The organism is Methylobacterium sp. DB0501, assembly GCF_011043735.1.
GTDB lineage: Bacteria > Pseudomonadota > Alphaproteobacteria > Rhizobiales > Beijerinckiaceae > Methylobacterium > Methylobacterium alsaeris.
The window spans coordinates 346,235-366,936 of sequence record NZ_JAAKGV010000002.1 but is presented as its reverse complement, the minus strand read 5'-3'; the positions used below and the strand labels follow the sequence as shown (position 1 = coordinate 366,936).

General features: G+C 71.8%; 19 protein-coding genes. 9 read left to right on the top strand and 10 right to left on the bottom strand.

Annotated elements, in window-relative coordinates:
• Nucleotides 1-64 precede the first annotated feature (64 nt).
• The 4 genes from gnd (at nt 65) to G4G93_RS05510 (ending at nt 5,314) form a co-directional block, all read left to right on the top strand.
• The gene (gene gnd / locus G4G93_RS05525; RefSeq protein ID WP_165081978.1) at nt 65-1,039 is read left to right on the top strand and encodes a phosphogluconate dehydrogenase (NAD(+)-dependent, decarboxylating); all 975 of its coding nucleotides are present in this window, start codon (nt 65-67) and stop codon (nt 1,037-1,039) included.
• Nucleotides 1,036-2,568 (top strand): glucose-6-phosphate dehydrogenase, encoded by a 1,533-nt coding sequence (gene zwf / locus G4G93_RS05520; protein ID WP_165081976.1) that lies wholly within the window; start codon nt 1,036-1,038, stop codon nt 2,566-2,568. Before gnd ends, zwf begins: the two co-directional genes overlap by 4 nt.
• Complete coding sequence (pgl, locus tag G4G93_RS05515) at nt 2,565-3,272, top strand: 6-phosphogluconolactonase (protein ID WP_165081974.1); 708 nt, start codon at nt 2,565-2,567, stop codon at nt 3,270-3,272. Before zwf ends, pgl begins: the two co-directional genes overlap by 4 nt.
• A 356-nt stretch (nt 3,273-3,628) precedes the next feature.
• Nucleotides 3,629-5,314, top strand: coding sequence for a methyl-accepting chemotaxis protein (locus tag G4G93_RS05510; RefSeq protein ID WP_165081972.1), 1,686 nt, complete (start codon nt 3,629-3,631; stop codon nt 5,312-5,314).
• A 105-nt stretch (nt 5,315-5,419) separates the two neighbouring features.
• On the opposite strand, the gene G4G93_RS05505 is transcribed toward G4G93_RS05510, so the two are convergent.
• Both G4G93_RS05505 and G4G93_RS05500 read right to left on the bottom strand, forming a co-directional pair.
• Entirely contained in the window at nt 5,420-6,505 is a 1,086-nt protein-coding gene (locus G4G93_RS05505) for a 2'-deoxycytidine 5'-triphosphate deaminase (protein ID WP_165081970.1), read from the bottom strand.
• Nucleotides 6,506-6,581: 76 nt separating this feature from the next.
• Nucleotides 6,582-7,064: a hypothetical protein gene (locus tag G4G93_RS05500; protein WP_165081968.1), complete on the bottom strand. Its 483-nt coding sequence runs from the start codon at nt 7,062-7,064 to the stop codon at nt 6,582-6,584.
• Between the two features lie 129 nt (nt 7,065-7,193).
• On the opposite strand from G4G93_RS05500, the gene apaG reads away from it, so the two are divergent.
• Together apaG and argE are read left to right on the top strand one after the other, a co-directional pair.
• Complete coding sequence (gene apaG, locus G4G93_RS05495) at nt 7,194-7,586, top strand: Co2+/Mg2+ efflux protein ApaG (RefSeq protein WP_165081966.1); 393 nt, start codon at nt 7,194-7,196, stop codon at nt 7,584-7,586.
• A gap of 211 nt (nt 7,587-7,797) precedes the next feature.
• Nucleotides 7,798-8,982 (top strand): acetylornithine deacetylase, encoded by a 1,185-nt coding sequence (gene argE / locus G4G93_RS05490; RefSeq protein WP_165081964.1) that lies wholly within the window; start codon nt 7,798-7,800, stop codon nt 8,980-8,982.
• A gap of 206 nt (nt 8,983-9,188) precedes the next feature.
• On the opposite strand, the gene G4G93_RS05485 is transcribed toward argE, so the two are convergent.
• The 5 genes from G4G93_RS05485 to G4G93_RS05465 all read right to left on the bottom strand — a co-directional run bounded on the left by G4G93_RS05485 (nt 9,189) and on the right by G4G93_RS05465 (nt 14,041).
• Nucleotides 9,189-9,800, bottom strand: coding sequence for a LysE family translocator (locus tag G4G93_RS05485; RefSeq protein ID WP_246736553.1), 612 nt, complete (start codon nt 9,798-9,800; stop codon nt 9,189-9,191).
• A 70-nt stretch (nt 9,801-9,870) separates the two neighbouring features.
• Nucleotides 9,871-10,395, bottom strand: coding sequence for a PRC-barrel domain-containing protein (locus tag G4G93_RS05480; RefSeq protein ID WP_165081960.1), 525 nt, complete (start codon nt 10,393-10,395; stop codon nt 9,871-9,873).
• Nucleotides 10,396-10,512: 117 nt separating this feature from the next.
• Entirely contained in the window at nt 10,513-11,529 is a 1,017-nt protein-coding gene (locus tag G4G93_RS05475; protein WP_165081958.1) for an Hsp33 family molecular chaperone, read from the bottom strand.
• Between the two features lie 371 nt (nt 11,530-11,900).
• Nucleotides 11,901-12,848: an ornithine carbamoyltransferase gene (argF, locus tag G4G93_RS05470; protein ID WP_165081956.1), complete on the bottom strand. Its 948-nt coding sequence runs from the start codon at nt 12,846-12,848 to the stop codon at nt 11,901-11,903.
• Nucleotides 12,848-14,041 (bottom strand): aspartate aminotransferase family protein, encoded by a 1,194-nt coding sequence (locus G4G93_RS05465; protein ID WP_165081954.1) that lies wholly within the window; start codon nt 14,039-14,041, stop codon nt 12,848-12,850. Before G4G93_RS05465 ends, argF begins: the two co-directional genes overlap by 1 nt.
• Before the next feature lie 322 nt (nt 14,042-14,363).
• Between G4G93_RS05465 and G4G93_RS05460 the strand changes: the two genes are divergently transcribed.
• Both G4G93_RS05460 and G4G93_RS05455 read left to right on the top strand, forming a co-directional pair.
• Entirely contained in the window at nt 14,364-14,837 is a 474-nt protein-coding gene (locus G4G93_RS05460) for a RidA family protein (protein ID WP_165081952.1), read from the top strand.
• A gap of 3 nt (nt 14,838-14,840) precedes the next feature.
• Nucleotides 14,841-15,596, top strand: coding sequence for a glycerophosphodiester phosphodiesterase family protein (locus G4G93_RS05455; protein ID WP_165081950.1), 756 nt, complete (start codon nt 14,841-14,843; stop codon nt 15,594-15,596).
• Between the two features lie 17 nt (nt 15,597-15,613).
• On the opposite strand, the gene G4G93_RS05450 is transcribed toward G4G93_RS05455, so the two are convergent.
• From G4G93_RS05450 to G4G93_RS05440, 3 genes are all read right to left on the bottom strand, one after another.
• Complete coding sequence (locus G4G93_RS05450; RefSeq protein WP_246736552.1) at nt 15,614-15,841, bottom strand: hypothetical protein; 228 nt, start codon at nt 15,839-15,841, stop codon at nt 15,614-15,616.
• A gap of 160 nt (nt 15,842-16,001) precedes the next feature.
• Nucleotides 16,002-16,223: a hypothetical protein gene (locus tag G4G93_RS05445; RefSeq protein WP_165081946.1), complete on the bottom strand. Its 222-nt coding sequence runs from the start codon at nt 16,221-16,223 to the stop codon at nt 16,002-16,004.
• A 155-nt stretch (nt 16,224-16,378) separates the two neighbouring features.
• Nucleotides 16,379-17,266 (bottom strand): MBL fold metallo-hydrolase, encoded by an 888-nt coding sequence (locus G4G93_RS05440; protein WP_165081944.1) that lies wholly within the window; start codon nt 17,264-17,266, stop codon nt 16,379-16,381.
• 282 nt (nt 17,267-17,548) lie between these two features.
• Between G4G93_RS05440 and G4G93_RS05435 the strand changes: the two genes are divergently transcribed.
• On the top strand, nt 17,549-20,695 hold the full coding sequence (locus tag G4G93_RS05435) for an autotransporter serine protease (protein ID WP_165081942.1): 3,147 nt from the start codon (nt 17,549-17,551) through the stop codon (nt 20,693-20,695).
• Nucleotides 20,696-20,702 lie beyond the last annotated feature (7 nt).

The window sequence follows — 20,702 nt, the reverse complement described above, 5'->3', positions numbered from 1 at the left end:
CGATATGATGGGCCTGAACGCCCACGGGCCGCCGGCCCCGGCCTCGCCGGCGAGGAGTGACGTGATGCAACTCGGCATGGTCGGTCTCGGTCGGATGGGCGGCAACATCGTCCGCCGGCTCCTGCGCAACGGACACACCGCGGTGGTGTTCGACCGGGATCCGAAGGCCGTGGCGGCCCTGGTGCAGGAGGGCGCGGTCGGCGCCGACAGCCTCGAGGATTTCGTCGCGAAGCTCGACGTGCCCCGCACCGCCTGGGTGATGCTGCCGGCAGGCGACCCGACCGAACAGACGGTCATGACGATCGCCGAGCTGATGCAGCCCGACGACGTCGTGATCGACGGCGGCAACTCGTTCTACAAGGACGACATCCGCCGCGCCGCCATCCTCCACGAGAAGGGCCTGCACTACGTCGACGTCGGCACATCCGGCGGCGTCTGGGGCCTGGAGCGCGGCTATTGCATGATGATCGGCGGCCACAAGGCGGCCGTCGACCGCCTCGACCCGATCTTCTCGACGCTCGCTCCCGGTCTCGGCGAGGTGCCGCGCACCCCGGGCCGCGACGGGCGCGATCCCCGCGCCGAGCACGGCTACATCCATGCCGGCCCGAGCGGCGCCGGCCACTTCGTCAAGATGGTCCATAACGGCATCGAGTACGGCCTGATGCAGGCCTATGCCGAGGGCTTCGACATCCTCAAGCACGCCAACTCGGCCGAGCTGCCGGAGGCGCAGCGCTTCGACCTCGATATGGGCGACATCGCCGAAGTATGGCGGCGGGGCAGCGTGGTCTCGTCCTGGCTCCTCGACCTCACCGCGACCGCGCTCGCCGGCGACGAGAACCTCGACGCCTTCTCGGGCCACGTCGCCGATTCGGGCGAGGGCCGCTGGACGCTGAACGCCGCGATCGAGGAGGCGGTGCCGGCCCACGTGCTGTCGGCCGCCCTCTACGCCCGTTTCCGCTCGCGCCAGGAGGCGACCTACGCCGACAAGCTGCTCTCGGCGATGCGCAAGGGCTTCGGCGGCCACCAGGAGCCGAAATGACCTCCGCCATGGCCGAGGGGGCCGCGCCCCCGCCCGCCTGCACCCTGGTGATCTTCGGGGCGACCGGCGACCTGACCCACCGGCTCCTGATGCCGGCGCTCTACAATCTCGGCCGCTGGGGCCTCTTGCCGAAGGACTTTTCCGTGATCGGCGTCAGCCGCTCGGAGATGTCGTCGGAGGAGTTCCGCTCCGAGCTGAGCGAGACCGTGCGAGGCTTCATCACCGCCAAGGGCGGCGAGGCCGGCGGCGGCTCGTTCGACGAGGGCGTGTGGAACGACCTCGTCGGGCGGGTCCATTACCGCTCGGGCGATCTGTCGGATTCCGCCTCCTTCGCGGAGCTGAAGGGCGCCGTCGCCGAGGTTTCCGGCCGGCAGGACGGCGGCAACGTCCTGTTCTACCTCGCGGTGGCCGCCAGCCTGTTCGGGCCGACCATCGCCAAGCTCGGCGAGGCCGGCCTGACCGAGGAGAGCGAGGGGCGCTGGCGCCGGGTCATCATCGAGAAGCCGTTCGGCCACGACCTGCCGTCCGCAGAACGGCTCGACGCCGACATCCTGAAGGTCCTGTCCGAGGACCAGATCTTCCGCATCGACCACTTCCTCGGCAAGGAGACGGTGCAGAACATCATGGCGTTCCGGTTCGGCAACGGCCTGTTCGAGCCGTTGTGGAACCGCGACCACATCGACCACGTGCAGATCACCGTCGCCGAGACCGTCGGCGTCGAGGGCCGGGGGAAGTTCTACGAGGCCACCGGCGCGTTGCGCGACATGGTGCCGAACCACCTGTTCCAGCTCTACACGCTGGTGGCGATGGAACCGCCGATCTCGTTCGAGGCCGAGGCCGTGCGCGACAAGAAGGAGGAGGTGCTGCTCGCCACCCCCTCCGCCCGGATCGAGGACGCGGTGCGGGGCCGCTATACGGCGGGCGAGGTCCAGGGCAAGACGGTGAAGGACTACCGCGAGGAGCCGGACGTCGCCAAGGACAGCGACACCGAGACTTTCGTGGCCCTCAAGCTCGGCATCGACAACTGGCGCTGGGCCGGGGTGCCGTTCTACCTCCGCACCGGCAAGGCGATGACCCGGCGCGACACCGAGATCGCGATCCGCTTCAAGCAGGCGCCGCTCTCGCTGTTCAAGGGTACCAACGTCCGCGAGGACGTGCCGAACTGGCTGGTGCTGCAGTTGCAGCCCGACGAGGGCATCTCGCTGCAATTCGGCGCCAAGATCCCGGGCCCGGCGGTGCGGCTGGGCAGCGTCGACATGCGGTTCTGCTACAAGGACTACTTCAAGACCGAGCCGAGCACCGGCTACGAGACCCTGATCTACGACGCGATGATCGGCGACCCGACGCTGTTCCAGCGCGCCGACATGATCGAGGCCGGCTGGCGCATCGTCCAGCCGATCCTCGACGCCGCGGCGCAGGGTGAACTGGCGACCATCCCCTACACGGCCGGCAGCGCCGGCCCCAGGCAAGCGGACGACCTGCTGACGCGCGACGGGCGCGCCTGGCGCTCGCTGGAGCACCAGTCGTGAGCGCGCATCAGGTGCTGCCCGACGCGGACGCCGTCGCCCGGGCGGCGGCCGAGCGGCTGGTCGCGGTCGCGGCCGCCAAGGAAGGACAGGTCGGGATCTGCCTGTCGGGCGGCTCGACCCCGAAGCTCCTCTACCGGCTGCTCGCCGGGCCGGACTTTCGCGAAGCCCTGCCCTGGGAGCGCCTGCACTGGTTCTTCGGCGACGAGCGCGTCGGCGACGGGCCGGAGGCCGGCAGCAACCGGCGCCTGGCGCAGGACGCCTTCGGGAGCCTCGTCCCCGAAGGCCGGCTGCACCCGATCCCGACCGACCGCGCGCCGCAGGACTGCGCCGAGGCTTACGCGGCGGAGCTGCGGGCCTGGTACGGCGCCGATCGGCTCGACCCCGCCCGGCCGCTCTTCGACCTCGTGCTCCTCGGTCTCGGCGAGGACGGCCACACCGCCTCGCTGTTCCCGGGCAAGCCCGAGGCGCGGGAGGCGGCGGCCTGGGTGGTGGCGGTGCCGGAGGCGGGTCTCGCCCCCTTCGTGCCGCGGGTGAGCCTGACCCTGCCGGCATTGCGTGCCACGCCGCTGATCCTGTTCCTGGTGACCGGCGCGGGCAAGCGCGCCCCGCTCGCCCGCCTCGCCGCCGGCGAGGACCTGCCGTCCGGCCACGCGCAGGCCTGGGGTGAGACCGTGTGGCTGCTCGACGAGGCGGCGTCAGGCTGAAACGCCGGCCGGCGGCGAGACCTTCGCTGCCGCCGCCATGGAGATGCCGCCCGGTATCCCGTGCCGCTGCCGGCTGTCCTAATCTGTCGGACATAGGCGGACGGCGATCACTCCGGAATTATGACGTTCGTAACGTATGAAGCTTTTTCTCTCTTCGAGCGGATGCACCCGCACGGCAGTTCAATTTTCGATTGTCGCCCCGTATATTTGTAACCGTTAAGCGACGACCATCTCGCGGCGGCCAATTCTCGCTGCAGCATCTCGTTAACTTCGAGATCGGCATTTTCGTCCTGCGTCGGCCCGACGCAGCCGATCCGCAGCCGGTCCCTTCTGCGATCCTCGCCTGACGAGCAGCGATGCGTGCGCTCAACGATCTGAGAATCCTCCCCAAGCTCGGCCTTGCCTTCGGAACCCTCGTCGCCGTCACCCTGGCCCTGAGTACGGTGGGCTACGGCAGCCTCCGCACGATCCGGGACCGCATCGACGCGACCGACCACACCCACGACGTGCTCCTCAGCGTCAGCGGGATCCTCGCGGGCATGATCGACCAGGAGACCGGCCTGCGCGGCTACCTGGTCTCGGCCGATCCCGGCTTCCTCGCCCCGTACCGGGAGGGGCAGCAGGCCTACCGTACCGCCCTCGACGAGGCCCGGCGCCTCACGGCCGACAACCCGGCGCAGCAGGCGCGCCTCAACGCGCTCGATCGCAGCGCCGCAGCCTGGACCCGCGACGTGGCCGGGAAGGAGATCGCGCTGATGGCCGAAGCGGGCACCCGCGAGCAGGCCCGCGCCCTCGAGGCGAGCGGGGCCGGCAAGGCGATGATGGATGCGTTGCGGGCCAAGGCGGCGGAGATCAGGGCGGCAGAGACGGACCTGATGGCCGGTCGCATGAAGGATCAGGAGGCGAGCTTCGCCCTCGCCTTCGCGATGACCGCGATCGGGGCCGCCGCGAGCCTCGCGCTCGCCGGCCTGATGGCACTGATGGTCTCGCGCACCCTGGTCTCGCCGATCCGGGCGATCACCACGCTGATGGGGCGGTTGGCGGAGGGCGACAAGACGATCGTCGTCGCAGGCCTCGACCGGCGGGACGAGATCGGGGCGATGGCGAAGGCCGTCGAGGTGTTCAAGCGCAACGCCATCGAGGCGGAGCGGCTGGCCGCTGCCCAGGCCGCCGAGGACGAGGCCCGGATGCGCCGCGCCCGCCTCGTCGACGATCTGGCGCGGGACTTCGAGCAGACGGTGTCGGGCCTCACCGCGGGCCTCTCCGGCGCCGCGACCGAGATGGAGGCGACGGCGCGCACCATGTCGGGCGTGGCCGAGGAGACGACCCGCCAGACCGTGACGGTGGCCGGCGCCGCGTCGCAGACCTCCGCGAACGTCCAGACGGTCGCGGTGGCGAGCGAGGAGATGACCGCCTCGATCCAGGAGATCGTCCAGCAGGTCAACCAATCGTCCCGGATCGCCGCCCGCGCGGTGGAGGATGCCGCACGCACCAACGCGACGGTGCAGCGTCTCGCCGGGACGGCGGAGCGGATCAGCGACTTCGTCGCCACCGTGTCGAGCATTGCGAGCCAGACCAACCTGCTGGCGCTCAACGCCACCATCGAGGCGGCCCGGGCGGGTGCGTCGGGCCGCGGCTTCGCCGTCGTCGCCGCCGAGGTCAAGGAGCTCGCCGGCCAGACCGGCAAGGCGACCGACGAGATCGGCGCACGGATCGGCGAGATCCAGGAGGCGACCCGCGCGACGGTCGGCGACATCCGCCAGATCGGCAAGGTGATCGAGGACATGTCGACCTACGCCGCCAGCATCGCGGCGGCGATGGAGGAGCAGGGCAGCGCCGTGCAGGAGATCACCCGCAACGTGCAGCAGGCGGCCCGCGGCACCGAGCAGGTCACCGGCAACATCGCCGGCGTGCGCGACGGCGCCGGCCAGACCAGCCACGCGGCCTCCCGGGTCCTGGATGCGGCGCAGGAGCTGTCACGCCAATCGGAGATGCTGCGGCACGAGGTGACGAGCTTCCTCGGGCGGGTGAAGGCCGCTTGAACCTCGGCGGACTTCAGAAAGAAGGGCCCGATCGCGCTGAGATCAGGGCCCTTCTTTCTGCGCCACTCGATGTTTGGTCACGGGACGGTCGCGCAGATGCGAGGCTCACACGAAATGCTTCGAGAGCTTCAGCCCCTGCGCCTGGTAGTTCGAGCCGGCGGCGCTGCCGTAGAGGGCGGCCGGGCGCCGGGCCATGCGCTCGTAGACGAGGCGGCCGACGATCTGGCCGTCCTCCAGCATGAACGGCACGTCGCGGGAGCGCACCTCCAGCACCGCCCGGGCGCCGCTGCCCCCGGCCTCGGCATGGCCGAAGCCCGGATCGAAGAAGCCGGCGTAGTGGACCCGGAACTCGCCCACCAGGGGATCGAACGGCACCATCTCGGCGGCGAAGTCCGGCGGCACCTGCACCGCCTCCTTCGAGGCCAGGATGTAGAACTGGCCCGGGTCGAGGATCAGCGTGCCGGAGCCGTCGGCCTGCAGGGGCTCCCAGAAATCGGCCACCGGGTAGGAGCGCGGCCGGTCGACGTCGACGAGGCCGGTGTGGCGCTTGGCGCGATAGCCGATCAGCCCGTCGAAGCCCGACAGATCGACCGAGACCGCGACGCCGCCCTGGAACGAGGGATCGGGGCAATCGACCAGCGGCGAGGCCGCGTGCAGCCGGGCCAGCGCCGCGTCGTCGAGCCGCACCTGGCCGCGGCGGAAGCGCAGCTGGGACAGGCGCGAGCCGGTGCGCACCAGGACCGGGAAGGTGCGCGGCGAGATCTCGGCGAAGAGCGGTCCGGCATAGCCGGCCTCGACCATGTCGAATTCCCGCGCCTGATCGGTGATGACGCGGGTGAACACGTCGATCCGCCCGGTCGAGCTTTTCGGATTGGCGCTCGCCGCGAGGTCCGGCGGCAGGGCCAGGCCTTCCTGCAGCTCGGCGATGTAGACGCAACCGGTTTCCAGCACGGCGCCCTGGCGCAGGTCGATCTCGTGCAGCTTCAGCTTGGCGAGGCAGGCGGCGACGTCGCGGGTGCGGCCCGGCAGGAAGCTCGCCCGCACCCGCCAGGCGCGGGCGCCGAGGCGCAGGTCGAGGCTCGCCGGCTGGATCTGGTCGTCCGCGAACGGCGCCGCGGGCCGGATCACGCCGGCGGCGGCGAGCGCCGCGATGCTCTCCGCCGATTGAATCCCGTCTTCGAGCGTCACCATGACCTGTCCATCCTCGACGGTCCCCTGCCTCGATGGTCCCTTGTGGTAGGCCAGGGTTTCGATGAGGTGAAGAGTCTCACGCCTCGTCGCGGACGCCCCTCATCACGGCGACGGCCAGGCTCGCCCGGGCGATCGCCCCCATGGCGGTGAGTCCGGCGAGCGCGCTCGCGATCGGCGCAAGCCGGTCCGGCCACAGGATCATGGCGGCGAAGCTCGCGGCCGCGACGAGGTCGGCCCCTGCCCCGCCGGCGAGGATCAGCGAATGCAGGTCGGGCCGGGGCAGCGCGGTCCCGGCACGAGCGGCGGTGAACGCAGTCAGCCGCGCCGCCGCGATCTCCAGGAGCAACGCCGCGACGAGCGCCGCCGCCGGGCCGCCGGGCGCGCGCCAGGCCAGCGCGAGGGCGAGCGCGCCGCGGATCCAGGGCCCCTCCCCCGCCCGCCGCCCGGCGGCGAGCACCGACGCCCCCCAGGCGGCGAGCAGGGCGAGGGCCGCGAGGTCGGCGCGCAGGGACACGGCCGCGGCRGCGGCGAGCCCTGTGGACAGGACGAGAAGCCTCATGACCGGGTGATGCACCTCGTGCAGGATTACCGACCGCGACGGCCGGCGATTGACGATCCGGAAGGCCGGACGTACCACGCCCCCCGTCGGCCGTCGCGCTTCGCGCGGGCCGCCAGCGGAGGTTCCCTGATGTACAAGGCCGAGACCCGCGGCATCAGCGTGTCCGTGCAGCCGCGCTTCGTCGAGGAAGAATCCTCGCCCGACAGCGGACGCTACTTCTTCGCCTATACGGTGGAGATCACCAACAACGGCAGCGAGCAGGTCCAGCTGCGCTCCCGCCACTGGCGCATCGTCGACGGGCGCGGCGAGCTGCAGGAGGTGCGTGGCGCCGGCGTGGTCGGCAAGCAGCCGGTGCTCGGGCCCGGAGAGTCGTTCAGCTACACCAGCGGCTGCCCCCTCCCGACGCCGGACGGCACCATGGAGGGCACCTACACCATGGCGACCGCCGACGGCCGCAGCTTCGAGGCGGCGATCCCGGCCTTCTCGCTCGATTCGCCGCATGTGCGCCGGGTGATGCACTAGAGAATCTCCCGGCGGAAGCGGATCCCGGTTCGTCGCGGAAAATGCGGCAGCACAACATCGGGAGCGGCGTCCGACGGCAACGCGATCGGGCGCCGCTCCAGGGGCACCCGTGCTCCGGCGTCTGGGGGCGCTTGCGCGGGGGCGGCTGTCGGGACCGGAGGGCTTGGGCTAAACCGGGCCTTTCGCCCCTCGCACGAGACTGCCCGCCCCGATGACCAAGACCGGCTCCCGCCTGACCCCGCTCGAACTCCTCGCCCGGCTGGTCTCCTTCGACACCGAGAGCCAGAAATCGAACCTGCCGCTGATCCACTGGGTGGCGGAGTATCTCGACGCCTGGGGCGTGCCTTACGTGATCGCCCCCAACGAGGCCGGCGACAAGGCGGCGCTCTTCGCCACGATCGGGCCGATGCGGGACGGCGGCGTGGTGCTGTCGGGCCATACCGACGTGGTGCCGGTGGCCGGCCAGACCTGGACCAGCGATCCCTACACCCTGCGCATCGCCGACGGCCGGGCTTATGGCCGCGGCGCCGTCGACATGAAGGGCTTCGACGCGCTCTGCCTCGCCCTGGTGCCGGAGATGCTGGCGGCCGACCTCAAGACGCCGATCCACATCCTGCTCTCGTACGACGAGGAACTGACCTGCCTCGGCGTCGCCGACGTGATCGCCCGCTTCGGCCAGGACCTGCCGCGGCCGGGCGCGGTGATCGTCGGCGAGCCGACCGACCTCGACGTGGCGGATGCCCATAAGAGCATCTACACCTACCGCACCACCGTCCACGGGCACGAGGCGCATTCCTCGAAGCCGGCGCTCGGCGCCAATGCCGTGATGGCGGCGGCCGAGCTGGTGGCGGGCCTCAACCGCATCGCCGACCAGATGGCGGCCCGCGGCGACGCGAGCGGCCGGTTCGATCCGGCCTACACCACGGTCCATGTCGGGGTGATCGGGGGCGGCACCGCCCGCAACATCCTGCCCAAGGCCTGCGAGTTCCAGTGGGAGTTCCGCGGCCTGCCGGATCTGCCCCGCGACGAGATCCCGGCCCTGTTCGATCGGGAAGTCGAGCGGGTGACCCGCGAGCGCCTCAACCGCTTCGGCGATTACGGCCGCGTCGAGACCGAGGAGGACGCCGCGGTGCCGGGCCTCGCGCCCGAGCCCGGCTCCCCGGCCGAGCGCCTGGCCCTGCGGCTCGCCGGCCGCAACCACACCATCACGGTGCCCTACGCCACCGAGGCCGGCCGCTTCCAGCTCGCCGGCCTGCCGACGGTCGTCTGCGGCCCGGGCTCGATCGACCAGGCCCACCAGCCGGACGAGTACATCACGCTCGCGGCGCTGGAGGCGGGGGAAGCGTTCCTGCGCCAGCTGGTGCGGGATTGCGCGGCGGGGTGGAGCCCGGTGTGAGGGCGAGCGCCCGGGGTTCGCGACCGTCTGCAGTTCAAGACCCGATCGCGCGGAGGTGGGGCGCTTCAGGGCAAAGCTCTGAACGTGGTGCTGGCAGCGCGGCGGTCTGAGACTCACACAGAAGCGTGTTACCCTCAGCCCTGGCCCCTCTCCCACACGGGAGAGGGGACGGGTCCTACTTCCGAAAACTCCGGATTCCAAAAAACTCACGGCCGCCGCGCCAGCGCCAGCCCCAGGCCGGCCCCGAGCAGCAACCCGCCCGTGACCCGGTTGCGCCAGCGCCCGCGCGCCAGCAGGGTCCGCGCCCGGCCCGCTGCCATCGCCCAGACGGTATCGAAGACGATCGCCAGCACCAGGAAGGTCCCGGCCAGGAGCGCGAGCTGCCCGAGGGGCGCGGCGTCGCGGCTGACGAATTGGGGCAGGAAGGCGCCGAAGAAGAGCAGTGTTTTCGGGTTGGTCAGCGCCACGAGGAAGCCGCGCAAGGCGATCGCCCGGGCGGCGCGCGGCTCCGGCGCGGTCTTCGCCAGATCGATCGCGGGCGCGCGCCAAGCCTTGATCCCGAGCCAGAGCAGGTAGGCGACGCCGAGCCAGCGCAGCACCTCGAACCACGTCGCCATGATGCTCAGCATCGCCGACAGGCCGGCGACGGTGAGGGCGAGCTGAACGGTGAGCGCCACGCTGGTCCCCGCCACCGTGACGAGCCCGTAGCGGCTGCCATGGGCCACGCTGTTGGCGACGATCAGGGCGACGTTGGGCCCTGGGATCAGGATCAGGACGATCGTGGCGGCGACGAAGCCGAGATAGAGGTCGACGGGCAAGGCGGGTGTCCGGCCGTTGGTCCGGACGGCAGCGTGCCACGCACGCCGCCGTCCCGCCAGAGCGGATCCCTTACTGCTGGGCCGGCTGGGTCGTGGTGGTGCCGGTGGCCGCCGGCACATCGGTCTTCGTTGCATCGCTCGTCTTGGCAGCGTCGGCCTTCGCGGGCTGCTGGCCGAGATAGACGTATTCCGGCGCGGCGCGGAGCTGGTCCTTGTCGGTGTTGATCACGGCCTTCAGGGTCTTGTCGTCGACCCGGGTGACCTGCAGCGCCTCGCGCGCCACCGAGACGTACTTGGTGCCGAGGCCCAGGAAGCCACCGACGCCGACGACGTAGGACTTCACGGCGAGATCCGGCCCGAGCACGATGTCGGCCACCGAGCCGATGGTCTCGTTGGCGCCGTTCACGATGCTCTGGCCGATCATCTTCGAGGCCATGAGGTCGCTCGGCTCCTGGGCGACGAAGGTCGGCCGCAGGTCGTTGTTGAGGGTGGCGGGGGTGCCCGGAACGGGTTTCGGGCCGCTCGCATCCTGCGCCAGGCCGGCGCTGGCGCCGGCGACGAGAAGGAACGCGGCGGCGAGGAGGGGGCGGGACATCGACGGCTCCGGCATCAAGCGCCCGACACGCTCGGGCGCTTGATGAGTCGGTTGCGGTGCGAAAAGTTCCGCCGTGCCCGTCCTTTTCGCGGCGTGAGCCCGGGGCCGACCCCGCGTTCAGCCTTCGGCGCCGCCGGCGATCTCGGCCTCGACCTCGGCCGGGTCGAGGTCGTAGTGCCGCGAGCAGAACTCGCAGGTGATGCCGATGCGGCCGTCCTCGCCGACGATGTCGCGGCGCTCCTCGGGCGAGAAGTTGCGGATCATCCCCATCACCCGCTCGCGCGAGCAGCGGCAGGCCTCGTGCACGCCTTGCGCCTCGAACACCCGCACGCCGCGCTCATGGAACAGGCGGTAGAGCAGGCGCTCGCTCGACACGGTCGGATCGACGAGCTCGTGATCCTCGATCGTCGCCACCAGGGACTTGGCCTCGACCCAGGCATCGTCCTCCCGCGCCGCGGCGTCGTCGAGGAGCGCGTGCCCCTCGGGCAGGTCGCCGGGCGGCAGGTCGGCGAGGCGGGCGCGGTCGGGCGAGTGCGGGAGGAACTGCACCAGCAGGCCGCCGGCCCGCCAGTTCCCGCCCTCACCCTCGACCTGCTCGGCGACGGCGAGGCGGACCCGGGTGGGGATCTGCTCCGACTGGCGGAAATACTGGTGCGCCGCCTCCTCGAAGCCCTGGCCCTCCAGCGCCACCACGCCCTGGTAGCGGCTCTGGGCCGAGCCCTGGTCGATGGTCATGGCGAGGTGGCCGTGGCCGAGAAGCTCGGCGGTGCCGGCGCGGGGGCCGGCCTCCGTGACGCGGCCGGCATCGAAGCGGGCGGTGGCCCGCACCCGGTCGGGCGCCTCGAAATCGACCACCACCATCTCGACAGGACCGTTCGACTTGGTCTGGAGCTGGAACCGCCCCTCGAACTTCAGCGAGGAGCCGAGCAGCACCGTCAGCGCCGCGGCCTCGCCGAGAAGGCGGGCCACCGTCTCGGGGTAGCCGTGCCGGCGCAGGATCGTGTCGACGGACGGGCCGAGGCGCACGACGCGGCCGCGCACGTCGAGGGGCTCGACCGCGAAGGGCAGGATCGCGTCGTCGCGGCCCTCGGAAGCTCGAGAAGCGGGACCTTGGGAAGAAGAGGTGTCGGACATGCTCTCACCGCCGCCGGCGTGGCTGACAGCCGGCTCTCGCGCACGATCTGAAGGTCTCCCGGCGAGGGGCCTTCCGCGCGAGCCGCACCGCAGAGCCCCGCGGGGAGCGGGCCGGCGGAGCGAGGGGCGGGAGACGCCGCGGCGAGAGACCGGCGTATCCCGCTATATGGAGGGTCGGACGATATTTTCGAAGGGGTCGTCGCTTGGGGGTCGTCGCTTGGGGGCGATCCCTCGGGAGTGATCCCCTTGTGAGTGATCTCTTGGGCGGGAGCGTCGAAGCCCATCCGCCGGGTCCCGGCGGACCTGACACCCTTCCGGTCGTCCCGGGCCTCGCTGCGCGACCACGGAACGACCGAGAGGATATCGGTCCCTCAGGGCACCGCCCCGAGGCACCACGCCAGAATGCCCTTCTGGGCGTGCAGCCGGTTCTCGGCCTCGTCGAACACCACCGATTGCGGCCCGTCGATCACCTCGGCGGTGACCTCCTCGCCGCGATGGGCCGGCAGGCAGTGCATGAACACCGCGTCCTTGGCGGCCGCCGCCATCAGCCGGCCGTTGACCTGGTAGGGCATCAGCAGGTTGTGGCGGTGCGCCTCGTCCTCGTCGCCCATCGAGACCCAGCAATCGGTGACGACCGCATCGGCCCCCGCCACTGCCTCGAACGGGTCGGCGGTGATGTTGAGCTGTGCGCCCTCGGCCTTGGCCCGGGCGATCAGGCTCTCCGGCACAGGCATCTCGGGCGGGCAGGCGACGTTGAGCGTGAAGTCGAAGCGCGCCGCGGCGTGGGCCCAGGAGGCCAGCACGTTGTTGGCGTCGCCCGACCAGGCGACGGTGCGGCCCGCAATCGGGCCGCGATGCTCCTCGAAGGTCAGCACGTCGGCCATGATCTGGCACGGGTGCGAGTCCTTCGTCAGGCCGTTGATGACCGGGATGGTGGCGTATTCGGCCAGTTCCAGCATCATGCCGTGGTCGAGGATGCGGATCATGATCGCATCGATGTAGCGCGACAGGACCCGGGCGGTGTCGGCGACGGTCTCGCCGCGGCCGAGCTGCATCTCCCGGCCGGTGAGCATCAGGGTCTCGCCGCCCAGCTCCCGCATCGCCACGTCGAAGGAGACGCGGGTGCGGGTCGAGGGCTTGTCGAACACCATGCCGAGGAACTTGCCGGCGAGCGGACGCTCGGCGGGCGGCTCGCCCCTGCGGCGGCGGCGCTTCAGCTCGGCGCAGGCATCGAGGACCGTGCGCAGCTCGGTCTTCGAGAAGTCGGTCAGGTCGAGGAAATGCCGGGGGGCCGGCGCGATCTTCACGGGCGCATTCATCACTCGGCGGCCCTCCGGCCCCTCGTCTCCATGGCGGCGCAGGCCGCCTCCAGCTTGTCGATCGCCGCGGCCACCTCGTCCTCGCCGATGGTCAGCGGGGGCAGGAGGCGCACGACGTTGTCGCCGGCCGGGATCACCAGGAGGTGCTCGTCCCGGGCGGCGGCGGCGAAATCGGTGTTGGTGACGACGAGGCGCAGGCCCATCATCAGGCCCTCGCCGCGCAATTGGTCGATCACGTCGGGATAGCGATCCTTGAGGGCGGCGAGGCGCTGCTTCAGGAGCAGGCCGGTCCGGCGCACGTGGTCGAGGAAGCCCGGCGCCAGGACGATGTCGAGCACGGCGTTGCCCACCGCCATGGCGAGCGGGTTGCCGCCGAAGGTGGTGCCGTGGGTGCCGACCGTCATGCCGCGGGCGGCCTCGCGCGTGGCGAGGCAGGCGCCCATCGGGAAGCCGCCGCCGATGCCCTTGGCCGAGGACAGGATGTCTGGCGTCACGCCCGACCATTCATGGGCGAACAGCTTGCCGGTGCGGCCGATGCCGGTCTGGACCTCGTCCATGATCAGGAGGAGGCCGTGCTCGTCGCAGAGGGCCCGCAGGGTGCGCAGCCACTCGTGCGAGACCACCCGCAGGCCGCCCTCGCCCTGGATCGGCTCGATCATCAGGGCGGCGGTCTCGGGGGTGATGGCGCTTTTCAGAGCCTCGAGGTCGCCGAACGGCACCTGGTCGAAGCCGTCGACCTTCGGGCCGAAGCCGTCGATGTATTTCTGCTGGCCGCCGGCCGCGATGGTGGCCAGCGTCCGGCCATGGAACGCGCCCTCGAAGGTGACGATCCGGAAGCGCTCCGGGTGGCCGCCGGCGGCGTGGTACTTGCGCGCCATCTTGATGCAGGCCTCGTTGGCCTCGGCACCGGAATTGGCGAAGAACACCACGTCGGCGAAGCTCGCGTCGGTCAGCCGCTGGGCCAGCCGCTCGGCCTCCGGCACCTCGAACAGGTTCGAGACGTGCCAGACCTTCTGGGCCTGCTCGGTCAGCGCGGCGACGAGATGCGGATGGCCGTGGCCGACCGAGTTGACCGCGATGCCGGCGCCGAAATCGAGGTATCGCGAGCCGTCTCGGGCGATGAGCCAAGCGCCCTCACCGCGCTCGAAGGACACCTTGGCCCGGGCGTAGGTCGGCAGCAGCGAGGAGGTCACGATCTCGTCTCCGTCGCGGTCGAGTGGGTCGATCGACCGGAAAGCAAAGCGCCGCCTCGAAGGGCGGCGCGCGCGGATACTATGGAATGAGGGCGCCCTGTCAACGCCGTCGAGCGAAGATGACGCCGAGATGACGGCGGGACGCCGCCGGACGACCCGCTCGATCCGCCTTCGCCCGGGGTTGCGGCCGGTCTTCCTTCCGGGCACAGACCCTTTCGCGGCCGGGCTCGGCCGCGCCGCGGCGGGCCGCCGCGGGACGACGGACCGGCCTTGCCTCCGGCGGGCGTCACGCCCCGGACGGGCCTGGTGGGAGACCAGACAGATGAGCGCGATCCTCGACCGCCTGAAGGAGCTCGGCCTCACCCTGCCGCCGGCCGCGGCACCGGTGGCGAACTACGTCGGCTTCCGGCGCAGCGGCAACCTGGTGATCATCTCGGGCCAGCTGCCCTTCGGCCCCGACGGCAAGATCGACCCGGCCCACAAGGGCAAGGTCGGCGGCGCCGTCTCGCCCGAGGCCGCCGCGGAGGCGGCGCGGCACTGCGCCCTCAACGTGCTGGCGCAGCTGCGCGCGGCCGCCGGCAACCTCGACGACGCGGTGGTGTCCTGCGTGCGGCTGGGCGGCTTCATCAACGCGGAGCCGGGCTTCTCGGCCATCGCCGGCGTGATGAACGGCGCCTCCGACCTGATGGTGCAGGTGCTGGGCGAGCGCGGCCGCCACGCCCGCTCGACGATCGGCGTCGCCGAACTCCCCCTCGACGCCGTCGTCGAGGTCGAGGGCATGTTCGAGGTCCGCTGAACCATGTCCGAGCGCCTCGCCCCCGACTGGCTGACCGCCCGCCCGATCGCCCACCGGGGCCTGCACGACAGGGCCGCCGGCATCCCCGAGAACACGGTCGCGGCGGCGGATGCCGCGATCGGTGGCGGCTACGCGATCGAGTGCGACGTCCAGCTCAGCCGGGACGGCGAGGCGATGGTCTTCCACGATGCCGGCCTCGGCCGGCTCACCGGGGCGGACGGCCTGGTGCGCGAGCGCGACGCCGCCGCCCTCAAGGGTCTCACGGTGCTCGGCAGCGGCGAGCCCATCCCGACCCTGCCGGAGTTCCTGGGCAGGATCGCCGGCCGCACGCCGCTGATCGTCGAGGTGAAGACCCGGCACGACGGCGATCTCGCGCTCGCCCGCCGCACCGCCGAGATCGTCGCGTCCTATGACGGCCCGGTGGCGGTGAAGTCGTTCGATCCGGTGATCGTCGGGGCGCTCGCCGACCTCATCCCGGGCATTCCCCGCGGCATCGTGGCGGAGAGCCGGCACGACGACCCGTCCTATGCCGGCCTCACCGAGGCGCAGCGGCACGGGCTCGGGCAGCTCCTCCATTTGTCCGGGAGCCGGCCGGACTTCCTGTCCTGGCGCGTCGACGACCTGCCGAACGCCGCCACCCATCTCTGCCGCCTGCTCGGCCGGATGCCGGTGATGACCTGGACCGTGCGCACCGAGGCGCAGGTGCGCCTCGCCCGGGCCCATGCCGACCAGATGGTGTTCGAGGGCTTCCGGCCCTGATCGACGGCGGGATCGTCTCAGGGTCTGGCCGGGGCCTGGAACCAGGCGAACCGGGGGATCAGGCCGGCGAGCCCGGCCGACGGGCATTCGGTACCGAGCGCATCCGCCACCGCATCGGCCTCGTCCATCGCGAGGCCGACCTGCAGCACGTCGTCGATCACCGCGATCGCGCCGGAGCGCACGTCGTAGACGGTCCAGCCGTCCCGGTCGCGGCGGATGTCGTAGCGGATGGCATGGATCGGCATGGGGAACATCCCGGTTGGTGCTGGAGGCGTAGTCCGGTGAGGGCGCGCTCGATGTGCCGGCCCGCACGCGGCGCGGCAGACGGACCAGAAGGTTGCAGGTGAAGCGCGACGCCCGACCCTCCCCCGCCGAGGGGGGAGGGTTCAGGCGCCTTCGAGACGACTATCCCCGCCCGATCGGCCCCGCCCGCACGTAGCCCCGCGAGATCAGCCGGTCGCGCTGGCGCGTGCGCCGTTCGGCCTCGCCGAGATCGGCAAGCGCGTCGGCGATGGCCCGGCGCAGGGCGAGCGCTGCGTCGCCTCCGGCGGCCGTGAGGTAGGCCGCCGCGATGGTCTCGACGCCGGGCATGCGCCCGTCCCATCGCTCCGCCGGCTCGTGACTCATCGCTTCCCGCCCGCCGCTGCACGTCGCCGGCCTGCGCCGACTCACGCTAGAACATACAGTGAACAAGCCACGGCGGGGGCGATGCCGTCAAGCTGTGTTCGCGCCTGCCGGCCGCCCTGTCCGGCATGATGTGGATAGCGGGGAGGGAGAGCCCGTCAGGGCTCCCGCGTGGCTGCGGGGTCGCCGGCGCGGATCGGGGCCTCGACGTAACGCCCCGTCCCGGGCACCGCCACGGCCGCGAAGTCGCGGGCGAGCCGGTGCAGGGCTTCCCGCAGCCCCGGGCCGCGCAGGGGCCGGCCGTGGCCGGTGAGCGCCAGTCCGGGCTCGAGCTGCGCCAGGACCTCGACCGAGCGCCCGGCCGCGTCCCAGTCCGTGGTGAGGTAGCGCGGGGGGCCGTGCATCTCGGGCGCTTGCGTCGCGACGGCGTAGACCGATTCCTGCGCGGTGGTGACGAAGGCGTCGCCGGCGATCAGGGTCCGGTCGGCGGCGCGCCAGAGCGAGACGTGGCCCGGCGCGTGGCCGGGGGTGTGGATCCAGCGCCAGCCCGGCAGCGGCGGCACGCGGCCGTCCTCGGGCAGGAGGTGCAGGCGGGCGCCGACATCGACCGGCCTCGTCGGGAAGAGCGGCGAGAGCCGGGCGAGGAGCCCGCCGCCGACGCTCGGATCCGGGGCCGGATAGGCGCCGCTGCCGTCGAGATAGGGCCGCTCGAGCGGATGCGCCCAGACCGGCGCGTCCCAGGCCTCGGCCAGGTCCTCCAGCGCGCCGACATGGTCGAAATGGCCGTGGGTGAGCACGATCGCGGCCGGGCGGGCGCCCTCGCCGAAGCGGGCGGAGGCGGCGGATTCGATCGCGGCCCGCGACCCCATGATCCCGGCATCGATCAGAACCCAGCCCCGGTCGCCGGCCCCGGGCGGTCCGAGATAGGCGATGTTGACGAGGACGTGGCGCTGATAGGCGAGGTCCGGCCGCAGGGCGTGCGTACCGTCCGGGCCTGCGGGCTCGTCGGCGACGCAGTCGGCGCCGATCGGGATCTGCTGGGTCATGCCGGCACCTCGCGATGGAACGCCCGGCTAATGCCCCACCAGAGTATCAGTTCCGAAGGATCGGCTCACACGCGCGCACGGACGCGTCGGTTGCGTGACGTTTCTGCCACGGCCGCCTGGAAACAAACAAACGAGAAACGATCGCGGCATCAACCGGGCTTTTTCGCGGCTACCATCGGGGCCGGCGCGCGGACGAGCCGCTCGGGAAGAAGAAGGCTGCAAAGTCCGCGGTCAGATTGAGGCAATTCGATGAAACTTCAAGCACAGTCGAGACGCGGGACGATGGCCGCCCGCGGCCTGGTCTCGCTCCTCTGCTCGACGATTTCCTATGCCGCGCTGGCGCAATCGTCCGGGTATCAGGATCCGGGTCGCGTCGGCGACGCCGGGAGCTGGCGCACGCCGGAATATCTCGGCGATTGGGGCCTGACCTCGATGCGGGCCGACCAGGCCTATGCGCGTGGTATCACCGGCCGCGGTATCGTGGTCGGCTCGGTCGATTCGGGCTTCCTCGCCACCCATCCGGAATTCGCCGGCCAGGTGACGCCGCTCACCGTCCAGGGCACCTACCTGGCGAACGGCTACCGCTACGAGACCGCCGCGGGCGTGCGCAGCGACCTGTTCGCGGCCGGCAGCCCGTTCTCGGTGCCGGGCACCTGGATCCGGGGCGTCAACGACGATCACGGCACCCATGTCGACGGCACGATCGTGGCGCGCCGCGACGGCACCGGCATGCACGGCGTCGCCTTCGGCGCCAGCCTGCTCGCCACCAACACCAACGCCACCGATTCCTCGATCTACGGCGCCAACCAGGACTACAACTACTTCAAGGCCGCCTACGGCAACCTGGCGGCGTCCGGCGCGCGGGTGATCAACTCGTCCTGGGGCAGCCCGCCGCCCTCCGAGAACTACAACACCCTCGCGGGGGTGGCGGCCGGCTATGCCAAGTTCCAGGGCCGGCTCGACTGGCTCGACGCGGTGGCCGAGACCGCCCGGCAGAACGGCACCGTCATGGTCTTCGCCGCCGGCAATGCCGGGGTGAACAACCCGACCGTGCGGGCCGCCCTGCCCTATTTCGAGCCCGACCTGGAATCGCGCTGGATCGCGGCCTCCGGCCTGACCATCGACGACGGCACGGCGTTCAACCGCTGCGGGCTCGCCAAGTACTGGTGCATCGCAGCACCCGGCCGCGGCATCCTGAGCACCGTCACCTCGACCGCGGGGGTTGCCGGCTACGGCACCAAGAGCGGTACCTCGATGTCGGCGCCCCACGTCACCGGCGCGCTGGCGCTGGTGATGGAGCGCTTCCCCTACATGAGCAACGAGCAGGCGCGCGACGTGCTGCTCACCACCGCGACCCATCTGGGCTTCGGCAATCCGGACGCGCCGAACGAGACCTTCGGCTGGGGCAAGATCGACCTCGGCCGTGCCATGAACGGCCCGGGCCAGTTCCTCGGCCGCTTCACCGCCACCCTCCCGGGCGGCACGGTCGACACCTGGTCGAACGACATCTCGGATGCGGCCCTGCGCCAGCGCCAGGTCGAGGACAGCGCCGAGCACGCGACCTGGCTGCGCGACAAGGCCGCCCGCGGCTGGAGCAACGGCCTGCCGGCGGGCGCCACCGCCGACCAGCAGACCGAGTACACCTGGCGCGAGGCGCGCGACCGGGCCTTCCTGAGCCGCACCTACCAGGGCGGCCTGACCAAGGCCGGCGACGGCACCCTGATCCTGACCGGCTTCAACACCTATAGCGGCGCGACGGAGGTGAATGGCGGCCTTCTGGCCGTCGATGGGTCGGTGAGATCGGTCACCAACGTCAATGCCGGCGGCACGCTCGGCGGCGACGGCTTGCTCGGCGCCGTCAACGTCCGCTCCGGCGGAACCCTCTCGCCCGGCACCGGCGGTCGCGGCAGGCTGCTGATGTTCGGCGACCTCAGCTTCGCCCAGGGCTCGCGCTTCGCGGTCGAGGTCGCACCCGGTCGTCGGAGCGACCGGGTCGACGTCGTCTCCGGCGGGGCGCGGATCGAGGGCGGCACGGTGACGGTCGCGTCCGAGGGGGCGGACAGCCTGAGCCCCGGCGCCCTGCGGAGCCTGCTCGGTCAGCGCAACGTCATCCTGCAGGCGTCGAACGGCGTCGTCGGGCGTTTCGATGCCGTGACGCCGGGCTACACCTTCATCGGGGCGAGCCTCGATTACAGCGCCGACAGCGTCGGCCTGACGCTCGGGCGCAACGCCACCACCTTCGCGTCGGTCGGCGCCACCCGCAACCAGGCGGTGACGGGCGGGGCGATCGAGGCCCTCGGCACCGGCAACGCGCTCTACGAGACCGTGCTGGTCAACACCGATCCGGCCGCGGCCCGCTCCGCCTTCGCCTCCCTGTCGGGCGAGGTCCATGCCAGCGCGGTGACGGCGCAGTTCGAGACCGCCTTCTTCGTCCGCGAGGCGATCCTCGACCGCCTGCGCCGCGGCGACCTGTCGGACGCTCCGGTGTTCCCGGGCGTCTCGGCTCCCAGCCTGCCGGCGGCCTACTCGGCCGACCTGCCGGGCCGGGCCGCACCGCCGGTCCAGGTTCCGGCGCAACTGGTCGAGCCACGGCCTTACGCGGTCTGGGGCCAGGGCTTCGGCGCCTTCGGCCGCACGCGGAGCGACGGCAACGCCGCCTCGCTGTCGCGTCAGATCAGCGGCTTCGTGCTCGGCGCCGACACCCGGATGGATCTCGGCAGGGTGCCCGGCGGCTGGCGCCTCGGCGTCGCCGGCGGCTACACCAACACCAGCCTCGACGCGACCGGCCGCGCCTCCTCGGGGGTGATCGAGAGCGGCTTCGGCGGCCTCTATGCCGGCACGACCCTCGGGCCGGTCTCCTTGCGCTTCGGCGGCGTCGCCGGGGGCAACAGCCTGTCGCTCCGGCGCAGCATCCTGGCGCCGGGCTTCGGCCAGGGCCTGAATGCCCGCTACGGCGGCCTCACCGCGCAGGTCTTCGGCGAGGTCGGCTACCGGGTGGCGTTCGGGGCGGCCGTCATCGAGCCCTTCGTCGGCGCGGCCGCCATCCGCATCGGCCAGGACGCCTTCACCGAGCGCGGCGGCCCGGCGGTGCTTTCCGGCCTCGGCCGCGACAACGACCTCGCCGCCACCACGGTGGGGCTGCGCGGCTCGACCCGGCTCTCGGCCGACCTGCCCATATCCCTCACCGGCCTCGTCGGCTGGCGCCGGGCCTATGGCGACGTGGTGCCGAAGGCCCTCCTCGCCTTCGGGGCCGGCCAGACCGGCTTCCTGGTCGCCGGCGTGCCGATCAACCGCGACGCGGTGGTGGCGCAAGCCGGGATCGACTGGGCGGTGTCATCCGCGGCGACGCTCGGCGTGTCCTATACCGGCCAGGCCGGCGAGCGGGCGCAGGACCATGCGGTGAAGGGGAACTTCACGTATCGGTTCTGATAAGAGT

Coding starts and splice junctions, on each gene's coding strand:
- gnd (WP_165081978.1), top strand. CDS start 65: ATGCAACTCGGCATGGTCGGTCTCGGTCGGATGGGCGGCAACATCGTC.
- zwf (WP_165081976.1), top strand. CDS start 1,036: ATGACCTCCGCCATGGCCGAGGGGGCCGCGCCCCCGCCCGCCTGCACC.
- G4G93_RS05510 (WP_165081972.1), top strand. CDS start 3,629: ATGCGTGCGCTCAACGATCTGAGAATCCTCCCCAAGCTCGGCCTTGCC.
- G4G93_RS05505 (WP_165081970.1), bottom strand. CDS start 6,505: ATGGTGACGCTCGAAGACGGGATTCAATCGGCGGAGAGCATCGCGGCG.
- apaG (WP_165081966.1), top strand. CDS start 7,194: ATGTACAAGGCCGAGACCCGCGGCATCAGCGTGTCCGTGCAGCCGCGC.
- argE (WP_165081964.1), top strand. CDS start 7,798: ATGACCAAGACCGGCTCCCGCCTGACCCCGCTCGAACTCCTCGCCCGG.
- G4G93_RS05480 (WP_165081960.1), bottom strand. CDS start 10,395: ATGTCCCGCCCCCTCCTCGCCGCCGCGTTCCTTCTCGTCGCCGGCGCC.
- G4G93_RS05475 (WP_165081958.1), bottom strand. CDS start 11,529: ATGTCCGACACCTCTTCTTCCCAAGGTCCCGCTTCTCGAGCTTCCGAG.
- argF (WP_165081956.1), bottom strand. CDS start 12,848: ATGAATGCGCCCGTGAAGATCGCGCCGGCCCCCCGGCATTTCCTCGAC.
- G4G93_RS05460 (WP_165081952.1), top strand. CDS start 14,364: ATGAGCGCGATCCTCGACCGCCTGAAGGAGCTCGGCCTCACCCTGCCG.
- G4G93_RS05455 (WP_165081950.1), top strand. CDS start 14,841: ATGTCCGAGCGCCTCGCCCCCGACTGGCTGACCGCCCGCCCGATCGCC.
- G4G93_RS05450 (WP_246736552.1), bottom strand. CDS start 15,841: ATGCCGATCCATGCCATCCGCTACGACATCCGCCGCGACCGGGACGGC.
- G4G93_RS05445 (WP_165081946.1), bottom strand. CDS start 16,223: ATGAGTCACGAGCCGGCGGAGCGATGGGACGGGCGCATGCCCGGCGTC.
- G4G93_RS05440 (WP_165081944.1), bottom strand. CDS start 17,266: ATGACCCAGCAGATCCCGATCGGCGCCGACTGCGTCGCCGACGAGCCC.
- G4G93_RS05435 (WP_165081942.1), top strand. CDS start 17,549: ATGGCCGCCCGCGGCCTGGTCTCGCTCCTCTGCTCGACGATTTCCTAT.